The organism is Halanaerobium polyolivorans (genome assembly GCF_020711195.1).
GTDB lineage: Bacteria > Bacillota > Halanaerobiia > Halanaerobiales > Halanaerobiaceae > Halanaerobium > Halanaerobium polyolivorans.
The window spans coordinates 302,385-326,203 of the sequence record NZ_JAJFAT010000001.1 but is presented as its reverse complement, the minus strand read 5'-3'; the positions used below and the strand labels follow the sequence as shown (position 1 = coordinate 326,203).

Genomic DNA, 23,819 nt, shown 5'->3' with positions numbered 1-23,819 from the left:
TATATTACAGTTTGGTCCACTATGGGCATTTTATTTATTATTTTTTTAATTAGTTCAAGTTCATTATACAATCAAGCTATTATATTTATTTAAAAAGTATTTAAATACTGCTCAAGTTCCCAATTTGAGACCTGAGTTCTATAAGAATCCCATTCTGCTTTTTTAGCTATTACAAAATGCTCATATACATGTTTACCTAAAGTAGCTTTGATTAATTCATCACCAGCTAAAATTTCTACCGCTTCATTTATATTAGAGGGCAGACTTTCTATTTGTAATTCTTCTTTGCGTTCTGGAGTCATTTCATAAATGTTTTCCAGTACTTCTGCTGGTGGCTCAATTTCATTTTTAATTCCATCTAAACCAGCTTTTAACATTACTGCAATGGCAAGATAAGGGTTTGCAGTTGGATCAGGATTTCTAAGTTCAAGTCTTGTTCCATTACCACGAGCTGCTGGAATCCTAATTAAAGCACTTCTGTTAGCACTTGACCAGGCAACATAAACTGGAGCTTCATAACCTGGAACTAGTCTTTTATAGGAGTTAATAGTTGGATTAGTGATAGCTGCAATTGCTCTAGCATGTTTTAATATACCACCTATATAATGATAGGCAGTTTTACTTAAACCTAATCTATCATTTTCATCATAAAAGACATTTTCTCCATTTTTAAATAAAGACTGATGGACATGCATACCTGAGCCGTTTTCTCCAAAAATAGGTTTTGGCATAAAAGTAGCATGTAAACCATGCTGATGAGCAATAGATTTGGTAACAAATTTAAAAGTGGCAATATTATCAGCTGTTCTTAAAGCAGGAGCATATTTGAAATCTATTTCGTGCTGTCCAGGTGCAACCTCATGGTGAGATGCCTCTACTTCAAAACCCATTTCTTCTAAAGCTAAAACTATACTTCTTCTAGCATTTATACCTTTATCTACTGGACCTAAATCAAAATAACCACCATTATCTTGAGTTACAGTAGTTGCTTCTCCATTCTCATCTAATTGAAATAAGAAAAATTCTGGTTCAGGGCCTACATTCATTTCATAACCCATTTCTTCAGCTTCTTCTAAAGCTTTTTTCAATACATTTCTGGGACCACCGGAAAAAGGCTCTCCTGTAGGTGTGTAAACATCACAGATTAAACGTGCAACTGATCCACCTTCTTCTGGACGCCAGGGGAAGATAGTAAAAGTATCATAATCTGGTCTCAGATACATATCAGATTCTTGAATCCTTGTAAAACCATCTACAGAAGATCCATCAAACATAATTTTATTATCTAAAGCATCTTCTAATTGATTAACTGTAATTGCAACATTTTTTACTATTCCCAAAATATCTGTAAACTGCATCCTGATAAATTTCACATTTTTTTCTTCGGCCATCTTTAAAATATCTGTCTTTGTTAAAGTTGACATAAAATCACTCTCCTATTTTTTGATTAATATTTTTAAATCTTGATAACAGTATAAGTACTTTTTTTGGGGGTGTCAATAGAGGCTAAAAAAATAAAAAAAGTACTATAAGCCTTGTTATAACAGCGAAGTTATTATAGAAAGATAAATTTTATGCTATTTTAAATACCTGTATACAAATATAATATACTTAATTTTAGCTAAGAAGATTAAAATTTTCTTGAAAATATAAGTAAATTAAAATATTAAATCTTGGTCTTAACTGTAATTAGTATTATAAAGTATTTAAAAGGACTAATAGATAGTATAGAAGATCTAATCTCTTTTAATCACTATTATTAATGTGAAATAAAGCACAATATATTTGTGTTTTTGCTTAAATTCTGATAATCTATAATTAAATAATAAAGCAAAGTTGTTTTCTGCTTTTAGAAGTAGAAAATTTATAATAAACTTTAAAAATTTGCCCAAATGCTATACTAATCCTCTGTAAAGGTGTCCCTGCCCGGGCGCCTTTTTTTCTTTTTCAAAAATTTTCTCTGATTCTTGACAATTTTCTAAAAATAATATATACTATACAAAACATAATAAATAGAAAAGTATTGAGAGGAAGGAAAGTAATTGCATCGATAACAGAGAGTCGGATGAGCTGAGAACCGATATCTAAGCCAATTATTTTTGTAGTCCTTGAACTGTAAAGCTGAAAAAAGTAAGCTTTATCGGCTGCCCAAATGGGCTAAGCATCCGTTATCATATGCTGAGGTATAATTAGTTACAAAACTTTTTTGTGCCAATGAGGCTGTTTTCAGCAAAAATGGGTGGTACCACGTGAGAGAACTCTCGTCCCTACTAATAGTTTAAACTATTAGTAGTGATGAGGGTTTTTTTAAATTAAAATTATAATTTTAAATTAAGAGGAGTGAGTAGAGTGAGTAAAAATAATGAAAAAATGATGAGTGGAGCAGAAATTTTTGTTAAATCTCTAGAAGCAGAAGGAGTAGAAGTTATTTTTGGTTATATAGGAGCAAAGGTTATTACTATTTATGATAAACTTTATGATTCTAAAATTAGACATGTAATGCCTCATCATGAGCAGGGTGGTGTTCATGCTGCAGATGGTTATGCTCGTTCAAGCGGCAAAACAGGGGTATGTATTGCTACATCTGGCCCAGGTGCTGCCAATATGGTTACAGCTTTAGCAACTGCCCATATGGATTCTGTACCTCTTGTTGCTTTTACAGGTCAGGTCCCTAATACTATGATAGGTACAGATGGATTCCAGGAGGCAGATATTAAAGGTATTACAATGCCAATAACTAAAAACAATTATATTGTTAATGATGTTACAGAGATCTCAAGAGTAATAAAAGAAGCTTTTCATATTGCTTCAACTGGAAGGCCAGGGCCAGTCTTAGTAGATTTACCTTCTAATATTTTAGCTGACATGGCAGAATTCAATTATCCTAGCCAGCTTGATCTACCAGGTTACAATCCGACTTATAAGGGGAACAAACTTCAAATTAAAAGAGCTGCAGAACTAATTAATAATGCAGCTAAACCGATTATTTATGCTGGTGGTGGAGCAATAATATCAGGAGCAGAAAAAGAAATTACAGAACTAGCTAAAAAAGCAGAAATACCAGTTACAACAACTTTAAATGGGATTGGTATTTTTGATGAAAATCATTCTTTAAGTTTAGCTATGTTGGGAATGCATGGTACTACTGAAGCAAACTTGGCTATTACTAATTCCGATTTAATAATTGCTTTAGGAGCGCGTTTTGATGATCGAGTAACAGGAAAAATTGACAGTTTTGCTAAAAATGCAGCTGTTATTCATGTAGATATCGATCCAGCCGAAATCGGAAAAATTATTGAAACTCAGGTTCCTATTACTGGTGATGTAAAATCTGTAGTTGAAGAAATCATTCCCAAGGTTAATAAAGCAAAAAGACCTGCCTGGTTAAAAGAAATAGATGAATGGAGAAAAATTGATAAAAAGGCCGATCCTGAAATCAATGATAAATTATTACCTTCTGAGATAATAGAAAGTCTTTATGAACTGACTGAAGGCAAGGCTATTATTACAGCTGGAGTTGGTCAGCATCAGATGTGGGCTGCCCAGTATTATAAATACTCTCGTCCGCGCAGTTTTATTAGTTCAGGTGGACTTGGTACAATGGGTTTTGGTTTTCCAGCTGCTATAGGAGCCAAAATTGCTAATCCAGATCAGGAAGTATTTGCCCTTGTAGGTGATGGAAGTTTTCAAATGAATATTCAAGAACTAGCTACTGCTGCTAAAAATAAGGTTCCGGTCAAAATAATTTTATTTAATAATCAGTATTTAGGTATGGTTAGACAGTGGCAGGAACTATTTTTCGATAAACGTTACTCAGCAACCTGTTTACGCAGACAGATAGATTGTCCACCTCATTGTTCAGGACCTAATCAAGACTGTCCTGAAATGATACCAGACTTTATTCAGGTAGCAAAAGGTTATGGGATTGAAGGCCAGACCATAACTCAAAGAGAAGACATTAAAACTGCTTTAAAAACAGCCTTAGAAGCCAAAGGAAGTTATTTGCTTAACTTTATCATTGAAGAAGAAGAAAATGTATTTCCTATGGTTTCAGCTGGTGGAAGTTTAGAAGATATGATTTTAAGAAAAGAACAGGGAAAATATGCAGATAAATAAAATATAATATAATTCACTAAAAATCCGCTTATTATTATGATACAATAAAAAAGAAAAGCATTAACTACTACAGATAAAATAATAGATAAAGCTATAAAATAATTATCAAACAAGGGGAGATTTTAGTGGATATTCCAACAAAACTAAAAGGGAAAAAGAAGTTTTTGTTTTTCCTTTTAGTTTTTGGTGTTTTAATTAAATATAATTATTTAATCTGGTCTGTTTTTCAAGCTCCATCACTTATTAGTTTGCTTTTTAAGAATATAATTATTACTGCTTTTATTATTTTGTTATTTGATAGTTTTACTAAAAATAATAAAAGAAAGAAGTTAACCTTTGCAATCTATTTCTTTTTTCTAATTTTCTTTTTAGCTAATCTCTGGTACAATAGATATTTTGGTAATTATTTAAGCTTAACAGATATTACTATGGGGCAGGGAATAAGACCATTTAAAGTACTAATTCGCCAATTGATTAGATGGCAGGACATAATTTTTATTATTGAACTACCATTTTTAACTTATTTACTTTTATTTACTAAAGATAAAAGTAAATACAGTTATAACAAAAATTTTTTTAAAGTAAGCAAAGGATTAGATAAATTTATTTTAGCTGGCTTAATTATAATTTTATTAACCTCACAAATTGTTTACAGTAGTTCCCTATTTAAAGAAAAAGGATTTTTGAATTTATATGAATATAGCACACCTGCTTTTGTCAGTGTATATGGTATTATTCCCCTATATATAGCTGAATATAGGTTGATTAGAAAAAGGGATCAAAGAGAAAATAATGCTGCTGAAATAGATGCTGTTGCAACTGAGCAAAAAATGAGTGGAAAATACAAACTCGATAATGTAAAAAATATTATAGTGATTCAATTAGAATCAGTAGATAAGAATATTATTGATTATGAATATGAAGGCAAAGAAATTACACCTTTTTTAAATAAATTGAAAAGGAGCTCGCTTAACTTTACAGATATTTATGCCCATCATATTAATGGTAGTTTTGATGCTGAATTTTCATTTTTAACTTCTTTATATCCTATTAATAGGAATTATGCTTTTAAAACAAATGATATGGCAGAATTTAAGACCTTAAATAGAATTTTAGCTGAAAAGGGGTTTCAAACTCTTGCCTTTCATGGAAATGATGATGGTTTCTTTTATCGTGATAAAGGTTATTTAGAAATGGGTTTTGATAAGTTTTACAGTCGAGATCATTTTTCAGCTTCAGAAGGGCTCATTGGTGATGAGAGCTATTTGGGAATTAATGATTATGATTTTTTTGATCAATCTTTAGATTATTTAGCAGAAGCTGAAGAAAATATTTTTGCTCTTTTAATATCGGTCAGCAGTCATACTCCATTTGATTTTTATCCTGAAGAAAAAAGTGTTGAAGAATTTGAGGATATTAGGCCTAAAATAGTTAAAGATTACTTCAATTCAATGGCATTTGTGGACAAATCATTAGAGATGTTTTTTAAAGGTTTAAAAGAATTATCTTTATATGAAAATACCTTATTTGTTATTTATTCTGACCATGTAGCTGATATAAATAGTGATAAATATAGTTCAGGCGGGAATTTTCTGGCAAATAGAAATATTAAAGAACCAGAGCATATACCACTGTTTATTTATCATCAGGATATAAGTCCTAGAGAAATTGACAAAACTGGTACCCATACAGATATAGCACCAACAATTCTTGATATTTTAGCTTATCCTGAAAATCCTAAAGAATTTTTAGGGATATCTTTACTTAAAGAAATTGAAAAACCAGTCTTCTTTTTGCATGAAATCCCCCAAATATTATATAAAGACCAACTATATTTAAGACTGCCAGCTACTGCTGATGGAGAAAGAAATTTTACTAAGATTGCTCGAAAAGTTGATTCAGCACAAAGAGAGCATCAATTTAGCTCAGAAGAGAAGGCAAGAATGGATCAAATTATAAATTACATGCAGAAGATAATGAACACTATTTTAAGTGAAGATTAGCTATTTTAAAAAGGGGGCAAAACAATGAAAAATAAATTAAAAAAAGGCTCCATTTATTTATTCTTAATGCTATTAATTGCAGCAGTTATTTTTTCTTTAAACTATTTCTATGCTAATAGAATTGCTGAAGATATTGAAAAAAGCATCAGAGCTTATGCAGATCAAGAAGGTTATCAGATTAGAGAGCTGCAGACAAGTGTAAATCCTCTTTTAAGAACTATAAATATCAATAGTTTAAAGCTTTTAGAATCTGAAAATTTTAACCTTGAAATAAGTGATTTAGAAATTAATTTGAGCTGGCAGCAGTTAATACATTATATTCAAGCAGGTGATTTGAATCTATACAGAGACTTTAAAATGGAAATTGATAACTTTAGCTATTCAGATTTAAAAGATGATTATCAATTAAACTTTAAAGAAAGCCGCATAACTTATCAGGGTAGTGCAGATTTTGAGCAATTTGCTGAAAGCAAGGATTTTTTTACTTCAGACCATGATATTGATTTTAGAGCTGAAGAACTTAAAGTTGATTACCCTTATTATAGGCGCTATGGAATTACTAGAGATAGTTGGGAGAGATTATCTTATTTTGACAATCTTGTTTTAAAAGCTAATTATAATTCTCAAACAAAGGAATTATTAATAGAAGAATTTGATTTAAGTGGAGAGTTTTTGAGTTATCACTTTGATCTAGAAGCGGTTTTAATGGATATTGATGAAGAAGAAATTTTAGCAGAAGATAAAATTTTAATAACTAATGATTCAGCAAAAGCCTTTAAAGATCTTAAAGCTAATTACAATTTTTCTTTTGCCGGAAGTGCTTTAGAAATATTAGAAAATGATTATTTTGAAGATCTTCAGCTTGATTCTTTTAGCTTTGATGGTTATTTTGATCTATATTTAGATGAGCTTGAAGATATGAGTTATCATCCCAATCAACTTAATTTAAACTTAGAGTTGAAAGATTTGAAATTATTGTTTTCAGAAGAGCTAAGTCAGCAAATAAATCAGAGTACATTTGGAATTTTAGCCAGAGATCAGCTTTTTTCTATAGAAATCAATTTATTTAATTATCTTCAGGATTATACCCATCCTAGAGGTAGTACTGAATCTAGGCTTGAATCTCCTTTTGCAGATGCTCAACTAATTGCTGATTTTAATTACAGCCAAGAAACTCCTTATTTAACTAATGCACAGTTAAGATTTAGACCTAAAAAAGAATCAGCCGAGCAGCTGCTCCTATTTTTACAGCTGATTTTTAAGCTTGAATTTGAAGAAGATGAAGCAGGATATTATATTATAGAGGCCTGGGGAGATATTGATGATCTGCAGTTTAATTAAAAAGTACTTTACAACTCAAGATTAAAATGCTAAAATAATTATTAGTATTTTAAAATTAAATATACTAGCGAGGATGGGTGTAATTCCCTACCGGTGGTTAAAGTCCACAAGCCTATTTAGGGTTGATCTGCTGAAATTGCAGAACCGACAGTAAAGTCTGGAAGGGAGTTAGTAGAATAACTTTTAAGATTTTCAATTGATATTAAAGATAATTAGCTCTTTAACAGCTAATTATGGCTAGATTTATAATGCTGTTAAAAGTGAATTGGAAATCATAACTATGAATTTAACAACCCTTCCTTTTTTTGGAGGGGTTTTTTATTTGAAGTAGTTATTTAATTAAAGAATGGGGGGATAATTGTGGAAGAAAAGTTTTCAATTAATGATATCAGATATATGGCAAGAGCACTTGAAATCGCAAAAAAGGGAGAGGGTAGTGCATCACCCAATCCTATGGTTGGTGCAGTTTTAGTAAAAAATAATGAGATTATTGGTGAGGGATACCACAAATTTTATGGTGGGCCTCATGCAGAAGTTTATGCATTAAAAGAAGCAGGTCAAAAGGCCACCAATGCTGATATCTATTTAACTTTAGAGCCATGCAGCCATTATGGTAAAACACCTCCCTGTGCTAATAAGTTAATTGAAGCTGGGATAAAAAGAGCAGTTATTGCTATGGTAGATCCAAACCCTGAAGTATCTGGAAGAGGGATTGAACTTTTAAAAGAAGCCGGGATAGAAGTAGAAGTAGGTTTGATGGCAGAAAAGGCCAAAGAATTAAATGAAGTTTTTTTAAAGTATATAACAAGTGAATTTCCCTTTGTTTATTTAAAAAAAGCTCAAACTTTAGATGGTTTTATTGCAAGTTCTACCGGCCATTCTAAATGGATAACAAACGAAAAAGCTCGCTTAGAAGGTCATAAGTTACGCCATAAAGTAGATGCAATAATGGTTGGTATTGGAACCGTTCTAGCTGATGATCCATCTTTAACAACGAGATTGGCTGAGCAAAAAGGAATTGACAGTTTAAGGGTTATACTTGATCCTAATTTAGAGATGCCTTTAGATGCTAAAATTATAAATCAAGAATCTACTGCTTCAACCTTATTGATAGTATCTCAGGCAAATTTAGAAAACAATGCAGACTCCATACAGAAGAAAAAAGAGAAAATTCTAGCTAAAAATAATGTAGAAATCATCGGTGTTCCAGCAGAAAAAAATGAAATATTAGATTTAGAATCTATTTTAAAAAAACTACATGATTTAAAGATTAGCAGTATTTTGCTTGAAGGAGGAGCTAAATTGAGTTATTCATTTTTAAAAAAAGGTTTAGTTGATAAATTATATTATTTTATAGCTCCTAAAATTTATGGTGGTAATGATGGAATTTCCTCATTTTGTGGTAAAGGACCAAAATTGATGTCAGATTCAAAGGATATTAAAATTTTAGATAGAAAATTTTTGGATGATAATATACTTTTAATTGCTAAAGTAAAAGAGCAATGAATTTATAGCGGGAGGTGTGCTTAATTGTTTACTGGAATTATACAGGAAAAAGGAGAATTTGTCCGAAAAATGAAAGGCAATAATAAATATCAGTTAGAAATTAGTGCAGAGTCTGTTCTAAAAAATGTTAAAACAGGAGATAGTATTGCAGTTAATGGTGTTTGTTTAACTGTAGTTGATTTTTCCGATAACTATTTTAGAGCTGATGTGATGCCTGAAACCTTAAAAGCTACTAATCTTGGTCAATTAGCTAGGGGAGATATAGTTAATTTAGAACAGGCCCTAAGACCAGATGATTTTATTGGTGGCCACTTTGTAACAGGTCATATTGATGATACAGCTGAGGTAAAAAAAGTTTTTACAGAACAGAATGCGAAAATAATTAAGATGGAGCTTTCTGCTGAAATAGAAAAATATATTGTTAAAAAGGGCTCGGTTGCCATAAATGGAGTTAGTCTAACTGTAATGGAAATAGAGGATGATCTCATGACTATCTCTTTAATCCCAGAAACCTGGTCAGAAACTAATTTAGCTGCTCTTTCTGTAGGAGATAAGGTTAATATAGAAACAGATATGCTGGGAAAATATATTTATAAGATGTTAAAAAGGGAAGAAAACCAGGAAAAAAAGAGTAAAATTTCTAAAGATTTTTTAGCGGAAAATGGCTTTATTTAAATCCACTTAAAGCTTAATTATTAAATTTATTTAGAGAGGGAGATATTGATGGATAAAATAGAAGATGCAATAGCTGACATAAAAGCAGGGAAAATGGTTGTTGTGGTTGATGATGAGGATCGTGAAAATGAAGGTGATCTGCTTATGGCAGCAGAAAAGGCTACTAAGGAAACTATTAATTTTATGATTAAAGAAGGAAGAGGTCTTGTCTGTACACCGGTTGAAGAAGATATCATTGAAAGACTTGATCTACCAATGATGGTTGATAAAAATACAGAAACTCATTCAACAGCTTTTACAGTTTCCATCGACCATGTTGATGTAACTACTGGGATTTCTGCTCAAGAGAGAGCCCATACGATTTTGAAAATGGTAGATGAGGATTCTCAACCATCTGACTTTATGCGGCCTGGTCATGTATTTCCATTAGGAGCTAAAAAAGGTGGGGTACTGAGAAGGGCAGGTCATACAGAAGCTGCAGTTGATTTGGCAAAATTAGCCGGTCTGAAACCAGCAGGTATTATTTGTGAGATAATTAAAGAAGATGGCGAAATGGCTAGAATGCCTTATTTAAAAGAATTTGCTAAAAAACATGACTTGAAATTAATTTCAATTGAGGATCTAATTCAATATAGAAAAAAGGAAGATAAGTTAATTAAAGAAGCTGCTGCAGCGGAACTACCAACTGAGTTTGGTGATTTTAAAATTAAAATTTATACTACAAATGTTGATAATAAAGAACACATCGCAATTATCAAAGGTGATGTAGAAGGTAAAGAAAATGTATTAGTTAGGGTTCACTCTCAATGTATTACAGGTGATATCTTTGCCTCTAAACGCTGTGATTGTGGAGAACAGCTTGCAGCTGCACTACAATTAATCGAAGATGAAGGTCAAGGAGTAGTTCTTTATATGCGTCAGGAAGGTAGAGGTATTGGACTGGCAAATAAAATAAGGGCATATAATTTACAGGATAAGGGGATGGATACTGTAGAAGCAAATGTTGCTTTGGGATTTGAGGTTGATATGAGAGATTATGGTATAGGAGCTCAAATTCTAGCAGAGCTTGGTTTATCAAGTTTAAGGCTGTTGACAAATAATCCTACCAAGATTGTAGGGCTGGAAGGTTATGGGCTTGAAGTTACTGAAAGAATACCAATTGAAATTGACCCAAATAAAGATAATGAATTTTATTTAAAAATCAAAAAAGATAAGATGGGCCATCTTTTAGATTTTAATGAATAAGGATTGCTCTTTGCTTTACCCTGAAAAGCATTAAATCTAAATTAAAAATATTAATATAAAGGAGAATTATAATGCATAAAACATATGAAGGTAAATTAATTGGTGATGGTATTAAAGTCGGTATAGTTGTGGGGCGTTTTAACGAATTTATTTCTGGCAAATTACTTGAGGGAGCCTTAGATGCTTTAAAAAGGCATAATGTGGCTGAGGAAGATATTGAAATAGCCTGGGTACCTGGTTCTTTTGAAATGCCTTTAACTGCAAAAAAAATGGCAGCTTCTGATAAATATGATGGTGTAATTGCACTTGGAGCTGTAATTAGAGGTGAGACCCCTCATTTTGATTATGTATCTGCTGAGGTGTCTAAAGGTTTAGCAAATGTAGGTTTAGACCTTGAAAAGCCAGTAATTTTTGGTGTTTTAACAACTGATACAATAGAACAGGCTATTTCAAGAGCTGGAACTAAATCTGGTAATAAAGGTTATGATGCAGCAGTCTCTTTAATTGAAATGGTTAATCTTTTTGAAGAAATTGAAAAATAATTAATATTATAATAACCCGGGCTTTTAGCTCGGGTTATAATTAACAATTTTCTTATAAAAGCAGGAAGTTTAAGAATTATCTATAATAAATAAATTAGTATTTTAAAATTTTTCACAATATTCTTTCAAATTATTTACTTTAATTGCAATTTCTAATTGTAGGCTGAATTTGTGAGGAGGTATAAAATTGAAAACTCAAAAATATATACTTGGTATTGATCAGGGGACCTCTGGAACTAGAGCTTTGCTTTTAAATGATGATTGGGAAATTCATTCTCAAGGCTATTTTGAACATCAGCAATATTATCCAAAACCAGGCTGGGTAGAACATGATCCGGCAGAAATATGGGAAAAAACCAAAAAATCATTGGCTCAGGCAATTAAAAATGCTCAGATCAATAAGTCAGATATAAAGGCTTTAGGGCTTGATAATCAGGGTGAAACCGTAATTGTTTGGGATAAAAATACTGGTCAAGCTATTTATAATGCAGTTGTCTGGCAGGATAGGCGCACCTCAAAAATGGCAGATAAGTTAAAAAAAGATCATGGAAAATTAATCAAGAAAAAAACTGGAGTTGTTGTTGACTCATATTTTTCTGCTTTAAAAATAAAGTGGATTTTAGATAATGTTGAAGGTGCCAGAGAAAAAGCCGAAAAGGGTGAATTACTGGCTGGTACAACTGATACCTGGTTGATCTGGAATATGACTGGTAGAAGATTACATATGACAGACTATTCTACTGCTTCTAGAACAATGCTGTTAAATATCCATAATAAAAAATGGGATAAAGAGATTTTAGATATCCTTGATATACCTCTTAAGATTCTGCCTGAATTAAAAAATAGTAGTGGAGTATATGCTAAAACAGATCCTGATTGTTTTTTAGGACTTGAATTACCTATAGCAGGAAGTGCTGTAGATCAGCAGGCTGCTTTATTTGGTCAGACATGTTTTGAAGCTGGTACAGTTAAAACAACCTATGGGACAGGATGTTTTATGCTGATGAATACTGGTGATAAAATAGTTAATTCAGAAAACGGTCTACTGACCACAGTTGCCTGGGGCTTAGATGATAAATTAACTTTTGCCCTTGATGGAGGAGTATATATTACTGGTGGAGCAGTTCAGTGGCTGCGTGATGGCTTAAAAATCATTGATAATGCTGCCCAATCCGAAACAATGGCTAAAGCTGTAGAAGATACTGGTGGAGTATTTTTTGTCCCCGCTTTTTCCGGTTTAGCTGCACCTCACTGGGATCAGTATGCAAGAGGAACTTTAATTGGTATAACCGGTGGGACGGAAAGAGAGCATATAGTCAGAGCAACTTTAGAAAGTATAGCTTATCAGGTCAATGATAATCTTAAAGTTATGAAAAAAGACTCTGGTATGGATATAGATGTTATGAGGGTTGATGGTGGAGCAGTAGTCAATGAGTTTTTGATGCAGTTTCAGGCAGATATTTTAGATATTCCTGTTGATGTTCCTGCAATAACAGAAACAACTGCTCTAGGAGCAGCATATTTAGCAGCTTTAGGTATAGGTATTTTTGATGATTTAGAAGAGATTGCGAAGAAATGGAAATTAGCAAAACGCTATGAACCTCAAATGAGCAGTAAAAAAAGAGAGTATTTAATCGGTCGTTGGCAAGAAGCGGTCAAAAGATCTAAAGACTGGGCCAAAGGTGAATAAGCATGTCACTTAATTTAAATATAGATAACTTTGGAGAGGGAGAGGATCAAGATGAAAGAGCACTATGATATTGTAATAATTGGTGCTGGAGCAATTGGTAGTGCGATTGCCAGAGAATTATCAAGATATAAATTAGATGTTTTACTTATAGAGAAAAATGTAGAAATTGGTGGAGAAGCGACTACATCTAATAGTGCTATAATCCATACAGGTTATGATGCTAAACCAGGTACTTTAGAATCTAAATTAGTGGTAGGAGCTAACCCAATGTATGATCAATTATGTGAGGAGTTAGATGTACCATTTAAAAAAGTAGGGGCTATTTTAGCAGCTGTGACAGAAGAAGAGCTAAAAACATTAACCCAAATAATAAAAAAGTCTTATCAAAATGGAGTATATGATATTGAATATTTAAGTGGAAAAGAAATCAAACGTCGCGAAAATGATCTCAGTGATGATGTCAAGGGGGGTATTTATATCCCTAGAGAAAGTATTATTGATCCATTTATTTTAAACATAGCTTATGCAGAAAATGCTTACACAAATGAAGTTGATATTAGTTTATCTACTAAAGTGACTGATATAAAAACTAAGAAAAACAAAATAAAAAGTGTTATCACAAATAAAGGAGAAATAAATTGTGATTATGTAGTTAATGCAGCTGGGGTATACTGTGATGAAATTGCTGAAATGGTAGATTTATGTGATTTTAAAGAACATCCCCGTAAAGGTGAGTTCTTTATTTTAGATAAAAATGTTTCCTATCAACTAAATCACATTATTTTACCGGTACCGACTAAATTAACTAAGGGTAAATTGATAACCCCTACCATTCATGGTAATTTGTTATTGGGGCCAACTGCAGAAGATATTGAAGATAAAAGAGATAAATCAACAACAAAATCAGGTTTAGAGAGTATTATTGAAGATGTAAAAAAAAGAGTGCCTAAAGTAGAGGCAAAAGATTCTATTAAACAATATGCAGGTTTAAGACCAACAAGGACTCCAGAAGGTTATCATATCGAAAGTTATGATTTAAAAGGATATATAGGCTTATCTGGAATAAGGTCAACCGGTTTAACTTCTTCTCCAGCGGTAGCTAAATATGTAGTTGATTTACTTAATCAAGAAGGGGTAGAACTTGTTTTTGATCCAGATTTTGATCCTAAGCGTGAAGGCATAAAAAAATTCAGTCAATTATCCTGGTCAGAAAAAGAAGAATTAAAGCAAAAAGATAGTAAGTATGGTCAGTTAATCTGTAGATGTGAGGAAGTAACTGAAGCAGAAATAGTTGCAGCTATTAATAGACCATTAGGGGCTACTACTCTAGATGGAATTAAAAGAAGGGTCCGTCCGGGAGCCGGAAGATGTCAAGGTGGATTTTGTAAACCAAGGGTTTTGAAAATAATTTCTAGAGAATTAGATATTCCTGTAAGTGAAATTCTCAAAAAAGAAAAGGGAAGTAAGGTTATTTCCAGAAGCAAAATTTAATAATTGAGGATGATAACTATGTATAATATAAAAATATTTAATGCAGGAAAAGATGATTTAAAAGAGGTTTTTGCTGTTTTTAGTAATGCTTTTGTTAATGAGGGAATTAGTAGTTATATTTTTGATTTTTCTAAAAAAAAGAGCAAAAAAGTATTTTCTCGCCTTAATATGATAATAGGTGAGTTATATTTAGCAGAAGGAAATCAGATTTTGGCTGCTAAAAGTGAAAACAAAATCGTTGGTAGTGCTATATTAGCTAAAGATTATGAGCTTTCTGATGCAGAATTATTTAAACATATTTTAAGCAAAGATATTGCTTTACTAGCTTCAGTTTTATGCCGTCTAAATTTCATTAGGGCATATAAAGTACATAAAGCCTCAAAAAAGCCGGATAAACTTCCCGATAAATTTATGACTCTAGATATGCTGGCAGTAGACCCAGCTTATCAAAATCAGAGCATTGGAACCCAATTGTTAAATAAGGTTCATAAAATTGCTGAAGAAAGTGGTGAATATAAGGGAGTTTATTTAATCACCGGTGAAAAAGAAAACGAAGAACTATATCAATATTTTGGCTATAAAACAATAGAGGTCAAAAAAGCAAGTAAACTGAATATTTATCATATGTTTAGGGAAAACAGCAATTAAAGCAAAGGCCTTATTTTTTATCTATTTTCAATTTACTATAAACAGATAAAGCTAAGGCTTTTTTCCCAAGGTCTCTTTATTTAGCTTATTCACTGCTAAAAATAAATCTGCCGCTTAAGGCATAGATAACTGCTATAACTGTCATCAGAGTAATTACAGCAACTTTAGAATCAGGTTTTTCAATTTGTTCTTTTTCTATATTTAATCAAATCCTTTTTATATATTTATATTAGTGAATTTTTGCACACTTATTATATAATAACTATTTTTCTGCCAAAATTCAAATAAATTTATGGCTGGATATTTTAACTTAACTTAATCTTGAGTAATCTACTTACTATTAATCAATATAAATTAATAATATTCTATAAAGAGAACAGTAGAATATTATGAATTAAATATATATAGGAGGTAGATTAGATGAATTATTTAATAGTTATGGCAGTTGTCTTAGTGAGTGTTTTTGGCATGACAGCTAGTGTAATAGCCCAGACTGAAATTCCCTATGATCAGAAAATGAGAGATGTAGAAACTGAAACAGCAAGTTTTGCTTTAGGCTGTTTTTGGGGTCCAGATGCCTCTTTTGGTGCCTTAGAAGGTGTTATAAGAACAAGGGTTGGTTATGCAGGTGGAGAGACAAAAAACCCCACCTATAAAGCAATTGGTGATCATACAGAAACAATTGAAATCGATTATGACCCTAAAATAATTTCATTTAGAGAATTAGTAGAAATTTTCTTTAACAGTCATAATCCCTATCAAAGAGCATACTCTAAGCAATATGCTTCCTTAATTTTGTATCAAAATGAAGAGCAAAAAAAGACAGCACTTGAGCTTAAAGCTGAGCTTGAAGCTGAAAATTCTGCTCAAATTCAGACAGAAATAAAAGAATTAACACAATTTTATTTAGCTGAAGATTATCATCAAAAGTTTAGATTACAGCAAAATGCGAAATTTAAAAATCATTATTTAGCTAAAATGTCAATGGAAGAATTTATTAATTCTCCTGCTGTAACAAAAGCCAATGCCTATATAAATGGAAATGGTTTAAGGGGTAATATTATTAAAAATATAGGAGAACTTGGGCTTTCAGAAGAATTACAGGAAAAACTATTAGAATTTAATGATATAGATCCAGCAGAGTGTACAAGTTTTTGTGCAACTCAAGCTGCTGATAGTGTAGAAATAAATGAAGCAGAAAGTGATGCAGAATTGAGAGAGCGTTTAACTGATCTTCAGTACAAGGTTACTCAACTTGATGCAACTGAACCTGCGTTTAATAATAAATACTGGGATAATAAAGAGCCGGGTATTTATGTTGATATAGTTTCAGGAGAACCATTATTTTCATCTATAGATAAGTTTGATTCAGGTACAGGCTGGCCCAGTTTTAGCAGACCTTTAGTTGAAGAAAATATAATTGAAAAAGAAGATAATTCATTCTGGATGAAGAGAGTTGAGGTTAGAAGTAAAAATGCTGATTCTCATTTAGGCCATGTATTTGAAGATGGCCCTCAGCCAAGTGGCTTGAGATATTGCATTAATTCTGCTGCTTTAAGATTCATTCCGGCTGCAGAATTGGCTGAAGAAGGATATGAAGAATTTGAAGCTCTTTTTGAATGATTTTTATTAAGTGAAAATATTATTTTTAAAAATACAATTAAGCGGCAAAAACTCATTGCTTTTGGGTTTGAGCCGCTTTTTTTTAATTCAGTGAATTTACTTCTTTAGTCTTCAAATTTGAATTTAATTAAAATAGAGCAGAAAATCATTAAAATAATTTATTAATTTAATTGATTAAAGTATATAATTTATGTTAAAATTAACTTGCTTAATAAATCTGAGCATAATTGCTCAAATAAAAATATAAAGGGAGGATTTATTTTGTTAACTAATCCAGTAGTAATCTCAGTAATTGTAATGACTGTATTATCATTGTTAAAACTAAATGTAATTTTAGCTTTAATTATGGCAGCTTTAGTTGGAGGGACTCTTTCCGGTCTTTCAATTGGAGAAACAATGTCAACTCTAGTTGGTGGAATGGGAGGAAATGCAGAAACTGCTCTAAGCTATATTTTATTAGGAGCTTTAGCTGCATCAATCCACAAAACTGGTTTGGCAGCAATATTGGCCAAAAATATGGCTAAATGGATGCAGGGGAAAGGTACTGTTCTAATTTTAATTATTGCTTTTGTTGCTTCATTATCTCAAAACCTAATTCCGGTCCATATAGCTTTTATTCCAATTTTGATTCCGCCCTTAATTGGAGTTATGAATAAACTTAAAATTGATAGAAGGGCTGTTGCCGTAGCTTTAACATTTGGTTTAAAAGCACCATATCTTGCTTTACCAGTTGGTTTTGGATTAATTTTTCATAATATTATTAGAGATCAAATGATAGAAAATGGAATGCAGGTAACTAACTCCATGATCGCTAGTGTGATGTGGGTTCCAGCATTGGGAATGGTAATCGGTCTAATTTTAGCAGTTTTTTATACTTATAAAAATGAGAGAGAATATAAATCACTTGAAGAGCTAGACCTAGCAGATGAAATAAATGGTAAGCAGAAAATTGAAAAATTCAATACCAGCCATTTTGTTGCATTAGTAGGAGCAGCTGCAGCTTTAGCAATTCAACTTATAACAGACTCTTTACCATTAGGAGCAATAGTTGCTTTAACCATTATGTTAGTTTTTAGAGCTATAAAATGGAAAGATATCGATGACTTAGTAAATGACGGAATTGGAATGATGGGTTTTATTGCTTTTGTTATGCTGGTTGCTTCTGGTTATGGGGCAGTCATTAGAGAAACAGGTCAGGTTGCAGTTTTAGTTGAAAATGTATCTGCTTTGATGGGAGATAGTTCTTTGATATCTGCTTTTATCATGGTTTTTGTTGGTTTAATTGTTACAATGGGAATCGGAACTTCTTTTGGTACAATTCCAATTTTAGCTGTAATATATGTACCGTTAGCAACTGCTACCGGCTTTAGTCCTTTAGCAACAATTGCTTTAATTGGTACTGCAGCTGCTTTAGGTGATGCCGGGTCACCAGCTTCAGATAGTACCCTAGCACCTTCTGCTGGACTTGATATAGATGGTCAGCATGATCATATCTGGGACACCTGTGTACCAACCTTTATTCACTTTAATATTCCAATTATGATTTTTGGTATTATAGCAGCTCTTGTATTTTAATTAATACTTAAGAGCCAAGCTGTTTTAAGCTAATATAAATTCTATTAATCGTCTACTTTGATATTGAATTGATATTCTATCTGGTAGGCGATTTTGCTTTTGGAGAAGGAAATGTTAAACTTAAGTTGTAATTTTCATTAAAATATTATTAAAATCACAAATATGATTGAAGATAAAATAACAATGCATTATAATATAAGTGGATATTTATTATAAGACAATCTAAAATCTAAAGAGTTTTAATAAAAAACTGGAGTGGTGAATTTGTCAAAAATTAATTGGTCAAAATTAATAAGTGGAACAGATATTAGAGGTAAGGCAGTAGAAACTGAAAATGGCCCAATTGAATTAAGCAATCAAGTAGTTTATGGAATTGGAGATAGTTTTTCTAAGTGGTTAGCAGAGAAGAAAGATAAAAAGCTTAATGACTTAACAATAGCAGTTGGCCATGATTCTAGGATATCAGCTCAAAGGCTTAAAAATGCTTTGTTAAAAGGTTTATCCCATAATGGGGCTAAAGTATATGATGCAGGTTTAGCCTCTACACCAGCTATGTTTATGGCGACAGTTTTAGCTGGCCACCAATATGATGGTGCAATTATGATAACAGCAAGCCATCTTCCTTATGATAAAAATGGTTTTAAGTTTTTCAGCAGAGAAGGTGGTTTAGAAAAAGAAGATATTAAAAATATCCTAGATTTAGCTGCTCAAAGTGAAGCAGAGATTAGAGAAAACTATCAAAAAGAAGAGGACAAAGTATTAAAAGCTGAAAAGATCGATTTAATTTCTGACTACTGTAATCACTTAAAATCAATTATTAGAGATGAACTTAAAGAAGGGATTGATAAAGATAAACCTTTGGCTGCTTCAAAAATAATTGTTGATGCTGGGAATGGAGCAGGAGGCTTTTTTGCCGATAAAATATTAAAAGAGCTTGGAGCTGAGATTGAAGGAAGTCAATTTCTAGAAGCTGATGGTTATTTTCCTAATCATCCTCCCAACCCAGAAGACAAAGAAGCCATAGAATCTATTAAACAAGCAGTTATTGAAAATGATGCCGATCTTGGTATAATTTTTGATACAGATGTTGATCGAGCAGCAGTAGTTGATAGTAATGGTCAGGCAATTAATAGAAATAAATTAATTGCTTTGGCTTCAAAGATAGTTTTAGAAGACTACCCAGGCTCAACAATAGTGACTGATTCTGTAACTTCAGTTGGTTTAAATAAATTTATTGAAGATAAACTGGGTGGTGTTCATCATCGTTTTAAAAGAGGTTATAAAAATGTAATTAATGAGGCTAAAAGATTAGAAAGTGAAGGTCAAACCGTACCACTTGCTATAGAAACCTCTGGTCATGCAGCATTTAAAGAAAATTATTTTTTAGATGATGGTGCCTATATGGTTGCTAAAGTATTAATTAAAATGGCTAATTTAAAAGCTCAAGGAATTAATAATATTGGAGTTCTGATTTCAGACTTAGAAGAAGCAGAGATCAAAGAAGAATATAGAATGAATATAAAACTGGAAGACTTTCAAGAATATGGACAGGATATAATTAATAATTTAAAAAATTATATAAAAGTCTTTGCTAATTGGGAAGTCGCTCCCAGAAATTATCAGGGGATTAGAGTAAATTGTGGTGATAAGGACTGGTTTTTGTTAAGGATGTCATTACATGATCCTGTTTTAGTTTTAAATGTTGAATGTGATGATAAAAGCAAACTAGAATATATTAAAGCTGAGTTAAGAAAATATTTAGCTAATTATGATAAGGTAGAACTTGAAAATTTACAATAATCTTATAAGAAGTTATTAGGGGGAATAAATATGCAGTATAGAAAAATAGCTGGTACAGATCTCGAGGTCTCTGCAGTTGGCCTGGGAACCTGGGCCTATGGCAATGATACATTTGGCAGAGTTGATGACCAAAAATCTATTCAGGCTATTAAAGCAGCAGTTTTTTCTGGGATTAATTTAATCGATACTGCTCCGGCATATGGAGATGGTCATGCAGAAAAGATAGTTGGTCAAGCAATAAAGGGTATTAGAGATCAAGTAATAATTGCCAGTAAATGTGGAACTTATAGAGATGGTCCTAAATATATTAGGGATTTAAGCCCTCAGAGAATTAGAAAAGATCTTGAACTCTCTTTATCTAGGCTTGAAATTGATCAAGTTGATATCTATCAAATTCATTGGCCTGATCCTGATACAGCACTCGAAGAAAGTGTAGAAGAACTACAGAAATTGAAAGAAGAGGGCAAATTCAAATATTTAGGAGTCTGCAATTTCGATCTCAATTTAATGGAGAAAATTGCGAGTTTAACTGATATTATCAGTTTACAGCCACAATATTCACTTTTAAAAAGGGATATTAAAAAAGAGATTCTACCCTATTTAGTTGAAAATAAATTAGCAGCTTTAAGTTATGGTACCTTAGGCGGTGGAATTTTAAGCGGTAAATACAAAAAAAGACCTGATTTTAGTGGTGAAAAAGAAAATAGAGATTCATTTTATCCCTTTTTCAAAGCAGAAAATTGGGATCTAGTTCAAAAGTTGATTGAGCTTATCGAAGATATTGCAGCAGCTAATAGCAAAACAGCTGCCCAGGTAGCAATTAACTGGGCTATCAATCGAGCAGGTATTACAACTGCTTTAGTTGGAGCTAAAAACAAAAAACAGGCTGCAGAAAATGCAGGTGCTGCAGATTTTAACTTAAGTGAAAAAGAAATGCAGTTATTAACTGATAAATCTGATCAAATAATTACTAAACTTAATTTAGAATAATAAAAAAAAAATAAGCGGACAAATTTAACAGCTGCTAATTTTTGTCCGCTTATTTGAAGCACTTATTCTTCTTTTTCCAGCTTAGATTCTTCTTTTTTCTTTTGCTTACAAGTATTTATTTTTTCTAAAAGTTCTGGCACTTTTTCAATTAACTTATCAAGTGAACCTCTTGTGTTTACCGGCATCATTTCTACCTGATTATCTTTAATAACCAATATTGCATCTGGTGATATCTTGCAGCCTAAGCCACCACCTCCACCACTGTCATTTTTTTCTTCACCAATACCTCCACCTAAACCAAAAGAGGCAGTTATTATTGGTATCAACTTGATATCATCAACAACTATTGTTTCACCAATTTAAAATAATTTTACCTGCTATTTCTAGATCTCCTTTAAATTCGCTGGCCTGCCAGCAAAGATCTGCATTAAACACTCCTTTCTTAAATAAGTTTTTAAAACTATAATAATATGCATAAAATAAGCCGCTATAATAGGGGTCAGAAAAGGCTAAATCCATTTTTATTTTTAAAAGATTATTTTTTAAATGATTTAATAATTTAACTATGAATTGAAAAAGATGATTAAGATTATTCTGATTAATTATTTTAGCTATTTCAGCAAAATCAAATTTCTTTTTAATTGACTTTATTTCTTTTTTAGTATTATTTTCATTATTTATTATATCTTTTGCCAGAGAGCCTATATTATTTAAAAAAGGGATTTCAGTTAAATTTATGCTGTGATTAAAAAGGCTGATAATCAGCTCAGAATTAAATAAACTCCCTTTGACTTTTAAAGAAATAAAGCTGTACTTAAATAAAAGAAAATAATGAAAGTGATCTTTATAATAAAAATTAATTTGGTAATAATAAGGAATAATTAAAAGCGTTAAGAGAAAAAATAAGATTAAAATAAAAAATATAAATATAAATTGCAGCAATTTATTTTCCCCCTTCATTAGTTATATTATATAAAAAATTGTAGTATTTGTATATTAATATTTTCATTTAATAGACATCAGCATTAAGATTAGGTATAATAATAAGTGATTATACAAATTGGAGGTTAATAAGAATGGAGTATTTGAGTACAAGAGGAAAATTTAAAAGAGTAAGTGCTGCAGAAGCAATCCGTTTGGGATTATCTCCTGATGGAGGGCTTTTTGTTCCAGCTCAAGTAGAAAAATTTAGTAGAGAAGAAATAATGGAGAAAAAAGATAAAAGCTATCAGGAAATTGCAAGCTGGATTTTAAAATATTTTTTGAGTGATTACAGCAGCAGAGAAATTGAAGAATCTGTTAAAGCTGCTTATTCAGAGCAGAATTTTCCGGTTGAAAAAGTAACCCCACTTAAGAAATTAGATAATAATAGATATATACTTGAATTATGGCATGGACCTACCGCTGCCTTTAAAGACCTTGCCCTTCAGATAATGCCTTATTTGCTTGTTTTAGCTGCAGATAAAAGTGATGTAGATGATGAGATAGTTATTTTAGTTGCAACTTCAGGAGATACAGGTAAGGCTGCTTTAGAAGGTTTTAAGGATGTTGAAGGTGTAAAAATTATTGTCTTTTATCCTGAAGCTGGAGTAAGTAGGGTACAAAAAGATCAAATGAAAACCACCGGTGGCAGCAATACTGAAGTAGTTTCTCTACAGGGAAACTTTGATGATTGTCAAAATGCAGTAAAAGAAGTATTTAGTGATAAAAGCTTTAAAGCTAAAATGGAAGCAAACTCATATCGTTTTTCTTCAGCTAATTCAATTAACTGGGGTAGATTATTACCGCAAATAGTATATTATTTTTCTGCCTATTTTCAATTAATAAATGATAATGCTATTAGTGAAGGAGAAGAAATTAATATTACAGTTCCTACAGGTAATTTTGGTAATATACTTGCAGCATATTATGCTTATAAATTAGGATTACCAGTTAATAAGTTTATATGTGCTTCAAATGATAATAAGGTTTTAACAGATTTTTTAAAAACAGGTGTTTATGATATTGATAGAGAATTCAAAAAAACTATCAGTCCTTCAATGGATATTTTAATTTCTTCTAATCTGGAGAGATTTTTATTTGAAATGACCGAACATGATAGTGAGCAGATAAACCAATGGTATAAAGAATTAAAAGAAAATAATAGCTTTAAAATCGATCAAGAAACTTTAGCTAAGATCCAGGCCAAGTTTGTTGGTCAATTCAGTCAGGAAGATGAGGCAAAAAAAGCAATTAAGCTTTGCTATCAAGACTTTGATTATTTAATTGATCCTCATACTGCTGTTGCTTTTGATTCTTTAAATAAATATAGGGATCAAAGTTCAGACTTAACTACAGCTGTGATTGATTCTACTGCTAGTCCATATAAATTTAGCCGAGCTGTACTGGAAGCAATTAAAAATGAAAAAATTGCAGTTGATGAATATAGAATAATTGAAGAACTGAAGCAATTAAGCGGCACAGAAATTCATCGGGCAATTAAAGGATTAGAAAATATGGATGAAAAACATAAGCGAAACTGTTCTAAAAATAAGGTTAAAGAAGAATTAAAAGATATTTTAGCTATTTAAATTG

18 protein-coding genes and 1 riboswitch are annotated in these 23,819 nt (G+C 31.7%); of the genes, 15 read left to right on the top strand and 3 right to left on the bottom strand.

What is annotated here, in order from left to right; genetic code table 11:
* Positions 1-89: 89 nt before the first annotated feature.
* Entirely contained in the window at positions 90-1,424 is a 1,335-nt protein-coding gene (gene glnA / locus LJ207_RS01585) for a type I glutamate--ammonia ligase (protein ID WP_229343446.1), read from the bottom strand.
* A gap of 946 nt (positions 1,425-2,370) precedes the next feature.
* Here glnA and ilvB point away from each other — a divergent pair.
* From ilvB to LJ207_RS01515, 14 genes are all read left to right on the top strand, one after another.
* Positions 2,371-4,116: a biosynthetic-type acetolactate synthase large subunit gene (gene ilvB / locus LJ207_RS01580; RefSeq protein ID WP_255666624.1), complete on the top strand. Its 1,746-nt coding sequence runs from the start codon at positions 2,371-2,373 to the stop codon at positions 4,114-4,116.
* Positions 4,117-4,241: 125 nt separating this feature from the next.
* Complete coding sequence (locus tag LJ207_RS01575; RefSeq protein ID WP_229343443.1) at positions 4,242-6,119, top strand: LTA synthase family protein; 1,878 nt, start codon at positions 4,242-4,244, stop codon at positions 6,117-6,119.
* Positions 6,120-6,143: 24 nt separating this feature from the next.
* Positions 6,144-7,460 (top strand): hypothetical protein, encoded by a 1,317-nt coding sequence (locus LJ207_RS01570; RefSeq protein ID WP_229343441.1) that lies wholly within the window; start codon positions 6,144-6,146, stop codon positions 7,458-7,460.
* A gap of 59 nt (positions 7,461-7,519) precedes the next feature.
* Positions 7,520-7,637, top strand: a riboswitch (FMN riboswitch).
* A gap of 183 nt (positions 7,638-7,820) precedes the next feature.
* Positions 7,821-8,966 carry a bifunctional diaminohydroxyphosphoribosylaminopyrimidine deaminase/5-amino-6-(5-phosphoribosylamino)uracil reductase RibD gene (gene ribD, locus LJ207_RS01565; protein WP_229343440.1) on the top strand — a complete coding sequence of 382 codons (1,146 nt, stop codon included), beginning with the start codon at positions 7,821-7,823 and terminating at the stop codon, positions 8,964-8,966.
* Between the two features lie 24 nt (positions 8,967-8,990).
* Complete coding sequence (gene ribE / locus LJ207_RS01560; protein WP_229343438.1) at positions 8,991-9,641, top strand: riboflavin synthase; 651 nt, start codon at positions 8,991-8,993, stop codon at positions 9,639-9,641.
* A gap of 48 nt (positions 9,642-9,689) precedes the next feature.
* Positions 9,690-10,886 carry a bifunctional 3,4-dihydroxy-2-butanone-4-phosphate synthase/GTP cyclohydrolase II gene (locus LJ207_RS01555; RefSeq protein ID WP_305038477.1) on the top strand — a complete coding sequence of 399 codons (1,197 nt, stop codon included), beginning with the start codon at positions 9,690-9,692 and terminating at the stop codon, positions 10,884-10,886.
* 71 nt (positions 10,887-10,957) lie between these two features.
* Entirely contained in the window at positions 10,958-11,428 is a 471-nt protein-coding gene (gene ribH / locus LJ207_RS01550; RefSeq protein WP_229343434.1) for a 6,7-dimethyl-8-ribityllumazine synthase, read from the top strand.
* Between the two features lie 187 nt (positions 11,429-11,615).
* The gene (gene glpK / locus LJ207_RS01545) at positions 11,616-13,118 is read left to right on the top strand and encodes a glycerol kinase GlpK (protein ID WP_229343432.1); all 1,503 of its coding nucleotides are present in this window, start codon (positions 11,616-11,618) and stop codon (positions 13,116-13,118) included.
* A 51-nt stretch (positions 13,119-13,169) separates the two neighbouring features.
* Complete coding sequence (locus LJ207_RS01540) at positions 13,170-14,609, top strand: NAD(P)/FAD-dependent oxidoreductase (RefSeq protein ID WP_229343430.1); 1,440 nt, start codon at positions 13,170-13,172, stop codon at positions 14,607-14,609.
* Between the two features lie 18 nt (positions 14,610-14,627).
* The gene (locus tag LJ207_RS01535; protein ID WP_229343428.1) at positions 14,628-15,257 is read left to right on the top strand and encodes a GNAT family N-acetyltransferase; all 630 of its coding nucleotides are present in this window, start codon (positions 14,628-14,630) and stop codon (positions 15,255-15,257) included.
* A gap of 420 nt (positions 15,258-15,677) precedes the next feature.
* Entirely contained in the window at positions 15,678-16,880 is a 1,203-nt protein-coding gene (gene msrB, locus LJ207_RS01530) for a peptide-methionine (R)-S-oxide reductase MsrB (protein WP_229343426.1), read from the top strand.
* Between the two features lie 261 nt (positions 16,881-17,141).
* Entirely contained in the window at positions 17,142-18,455 is a 1,314-nt protein-coding gene (locus tag LJ207_RS01525) for a Na+/H+ antiporter family protein (protein WP_229343423.1), read from the top strand.
* Between the two features lie 264 nt (positions 18,456-18,719).
* Positions 18,720-20,255, top strand: a complete 1,536-nt coding sequence (locus LJ207_RS01520) for a phosphohexomutase domain-containing protein (protein ID WP_229343421.1) — start codon at positions 18,720-18,722, stop codon at positions 20,253-20,255.
* Positions 20,256-20,285: 30 nt separating this feature from the next.
* Positions 20,286-21,245: an aldo/keto reductase gene (locus LJ207_RS01515; protein WP_229343419.1), complete on the top strand. Its 960-nt coding sequence runs from the start codon at positions 20,286-20,288 to the stop codon at positions 21,243-21,245.
* A gap of 62 nt (positions 21,246-21,307) precedes the next feature.
* On the opposite strand, the gene LJ207_RS01510 is transcribed toward LJ207_RS01515, so the two are convergent.
* Complete coding sequence (locus LJ207_RS01510; protein WP_369414137.1) at positions 21,308-21,577, bottom strand: GerW family sporulation protein; 270 nt, start codon at positions 21,575-21,577, stop codon at positions 21,308-21,310.
* 19 nt (positions 21,578-21,596) lie between these two features.
* Positions 21,597-22,187, bottom strand: coding sequence for a hypothetical protein (locus LJ207_RS01505; protein WP_229343415.1), 591 nt, complete (start codon positions 22,185-22,187; stop codon positions 21,597-21,599).
* A 134-nt stretch (positions 22,188-22,321) separates the two neighbouring features.
* Here LJ207_RS01505 and thrC point away from each other — a divergent pair, with 134 nt between their 5' ends.
* A complete protein-coding gene (gene thrC / locus LJ207_RS01500) occupies positions 22,322-23,815 on the top strand; it encodes a threonine synthase (RefSeq protein ID WP_229343412.1) in 1,494 nt (497 codons plus the stop codon).
* The last annotated feature ends 4 nt before the right edge of the window (positions 23,816-23,819 follow it).

Bases quoted from the DNA above. Each gene is read 5' to 3' on its own strand.
- glnA (WP_229343446.1), bottom strand. From the start codon at position 1,424: ATGTCAACTTTAACAAAGACAGATATTTTAAAGATGGCCGAAGAAAAA.
- ilvB (WP_255666624.1), top strand. From the start codon at position 2,371: ATGATGAGTGGAGCAGAAATTTTTGTTAAATCTCTAGAAGCAGAAGGA.
- LJ207_RS01570 (WP_229343441.1), top strand. From the start codon at position 6,144: ATGAAAAATAAATTAAAAAAAGGCTCCATTTATTTATTCTTAATGCTA.
- LJ207_RS01555 (WP_305038477.1), top strand. From the start codon at position 9,690: ATGGATAAAATAGAAGATGCAATAGCTGACATAAAAGCAGGGAAAATG.
- ribH (WP_229343434.1), top strand. From the start codon at position 10,958: ATGCATAAAACATATGAAGGTAAATTAATTGGTGATGGTATTAAAGTC.
- LJ207_RS01540 (WP_229343430.1), top strand. From the start codon at position 13,170: ATGAAAGAGCACTATGATATTGTAATAATTGGTGCTGGAGCAATTGGT.
- LJ207_RS01535 (WP_229343428.1), top strand. From the start codon at position 14,628: ATGTATAATATAAAAATATTTAATGCAGGAAAAGATGATTTAAAAGAG.
- msrB (WP_229343426.1), top strand. From the start codon at position 15,678: ATGAATTATTTAATAGTTATGGCAGTTGTCTTAGTGAGTGTTTTTGGC.
- LJ207_RS01515 (WP_229343419.1), top strand. From the start codon at position 20,286: ATGCAGTATAGAAAAATAGCTGGTACAGATCTCGAGGTCTCTGCAGTT.
- thrC (WP_229343412.1), top strand. From the start codon at position 22,322: ATGGAGTATTTGAGTACAAGAGGAAAATTTAAAAGAGTAAGTGCTGCA.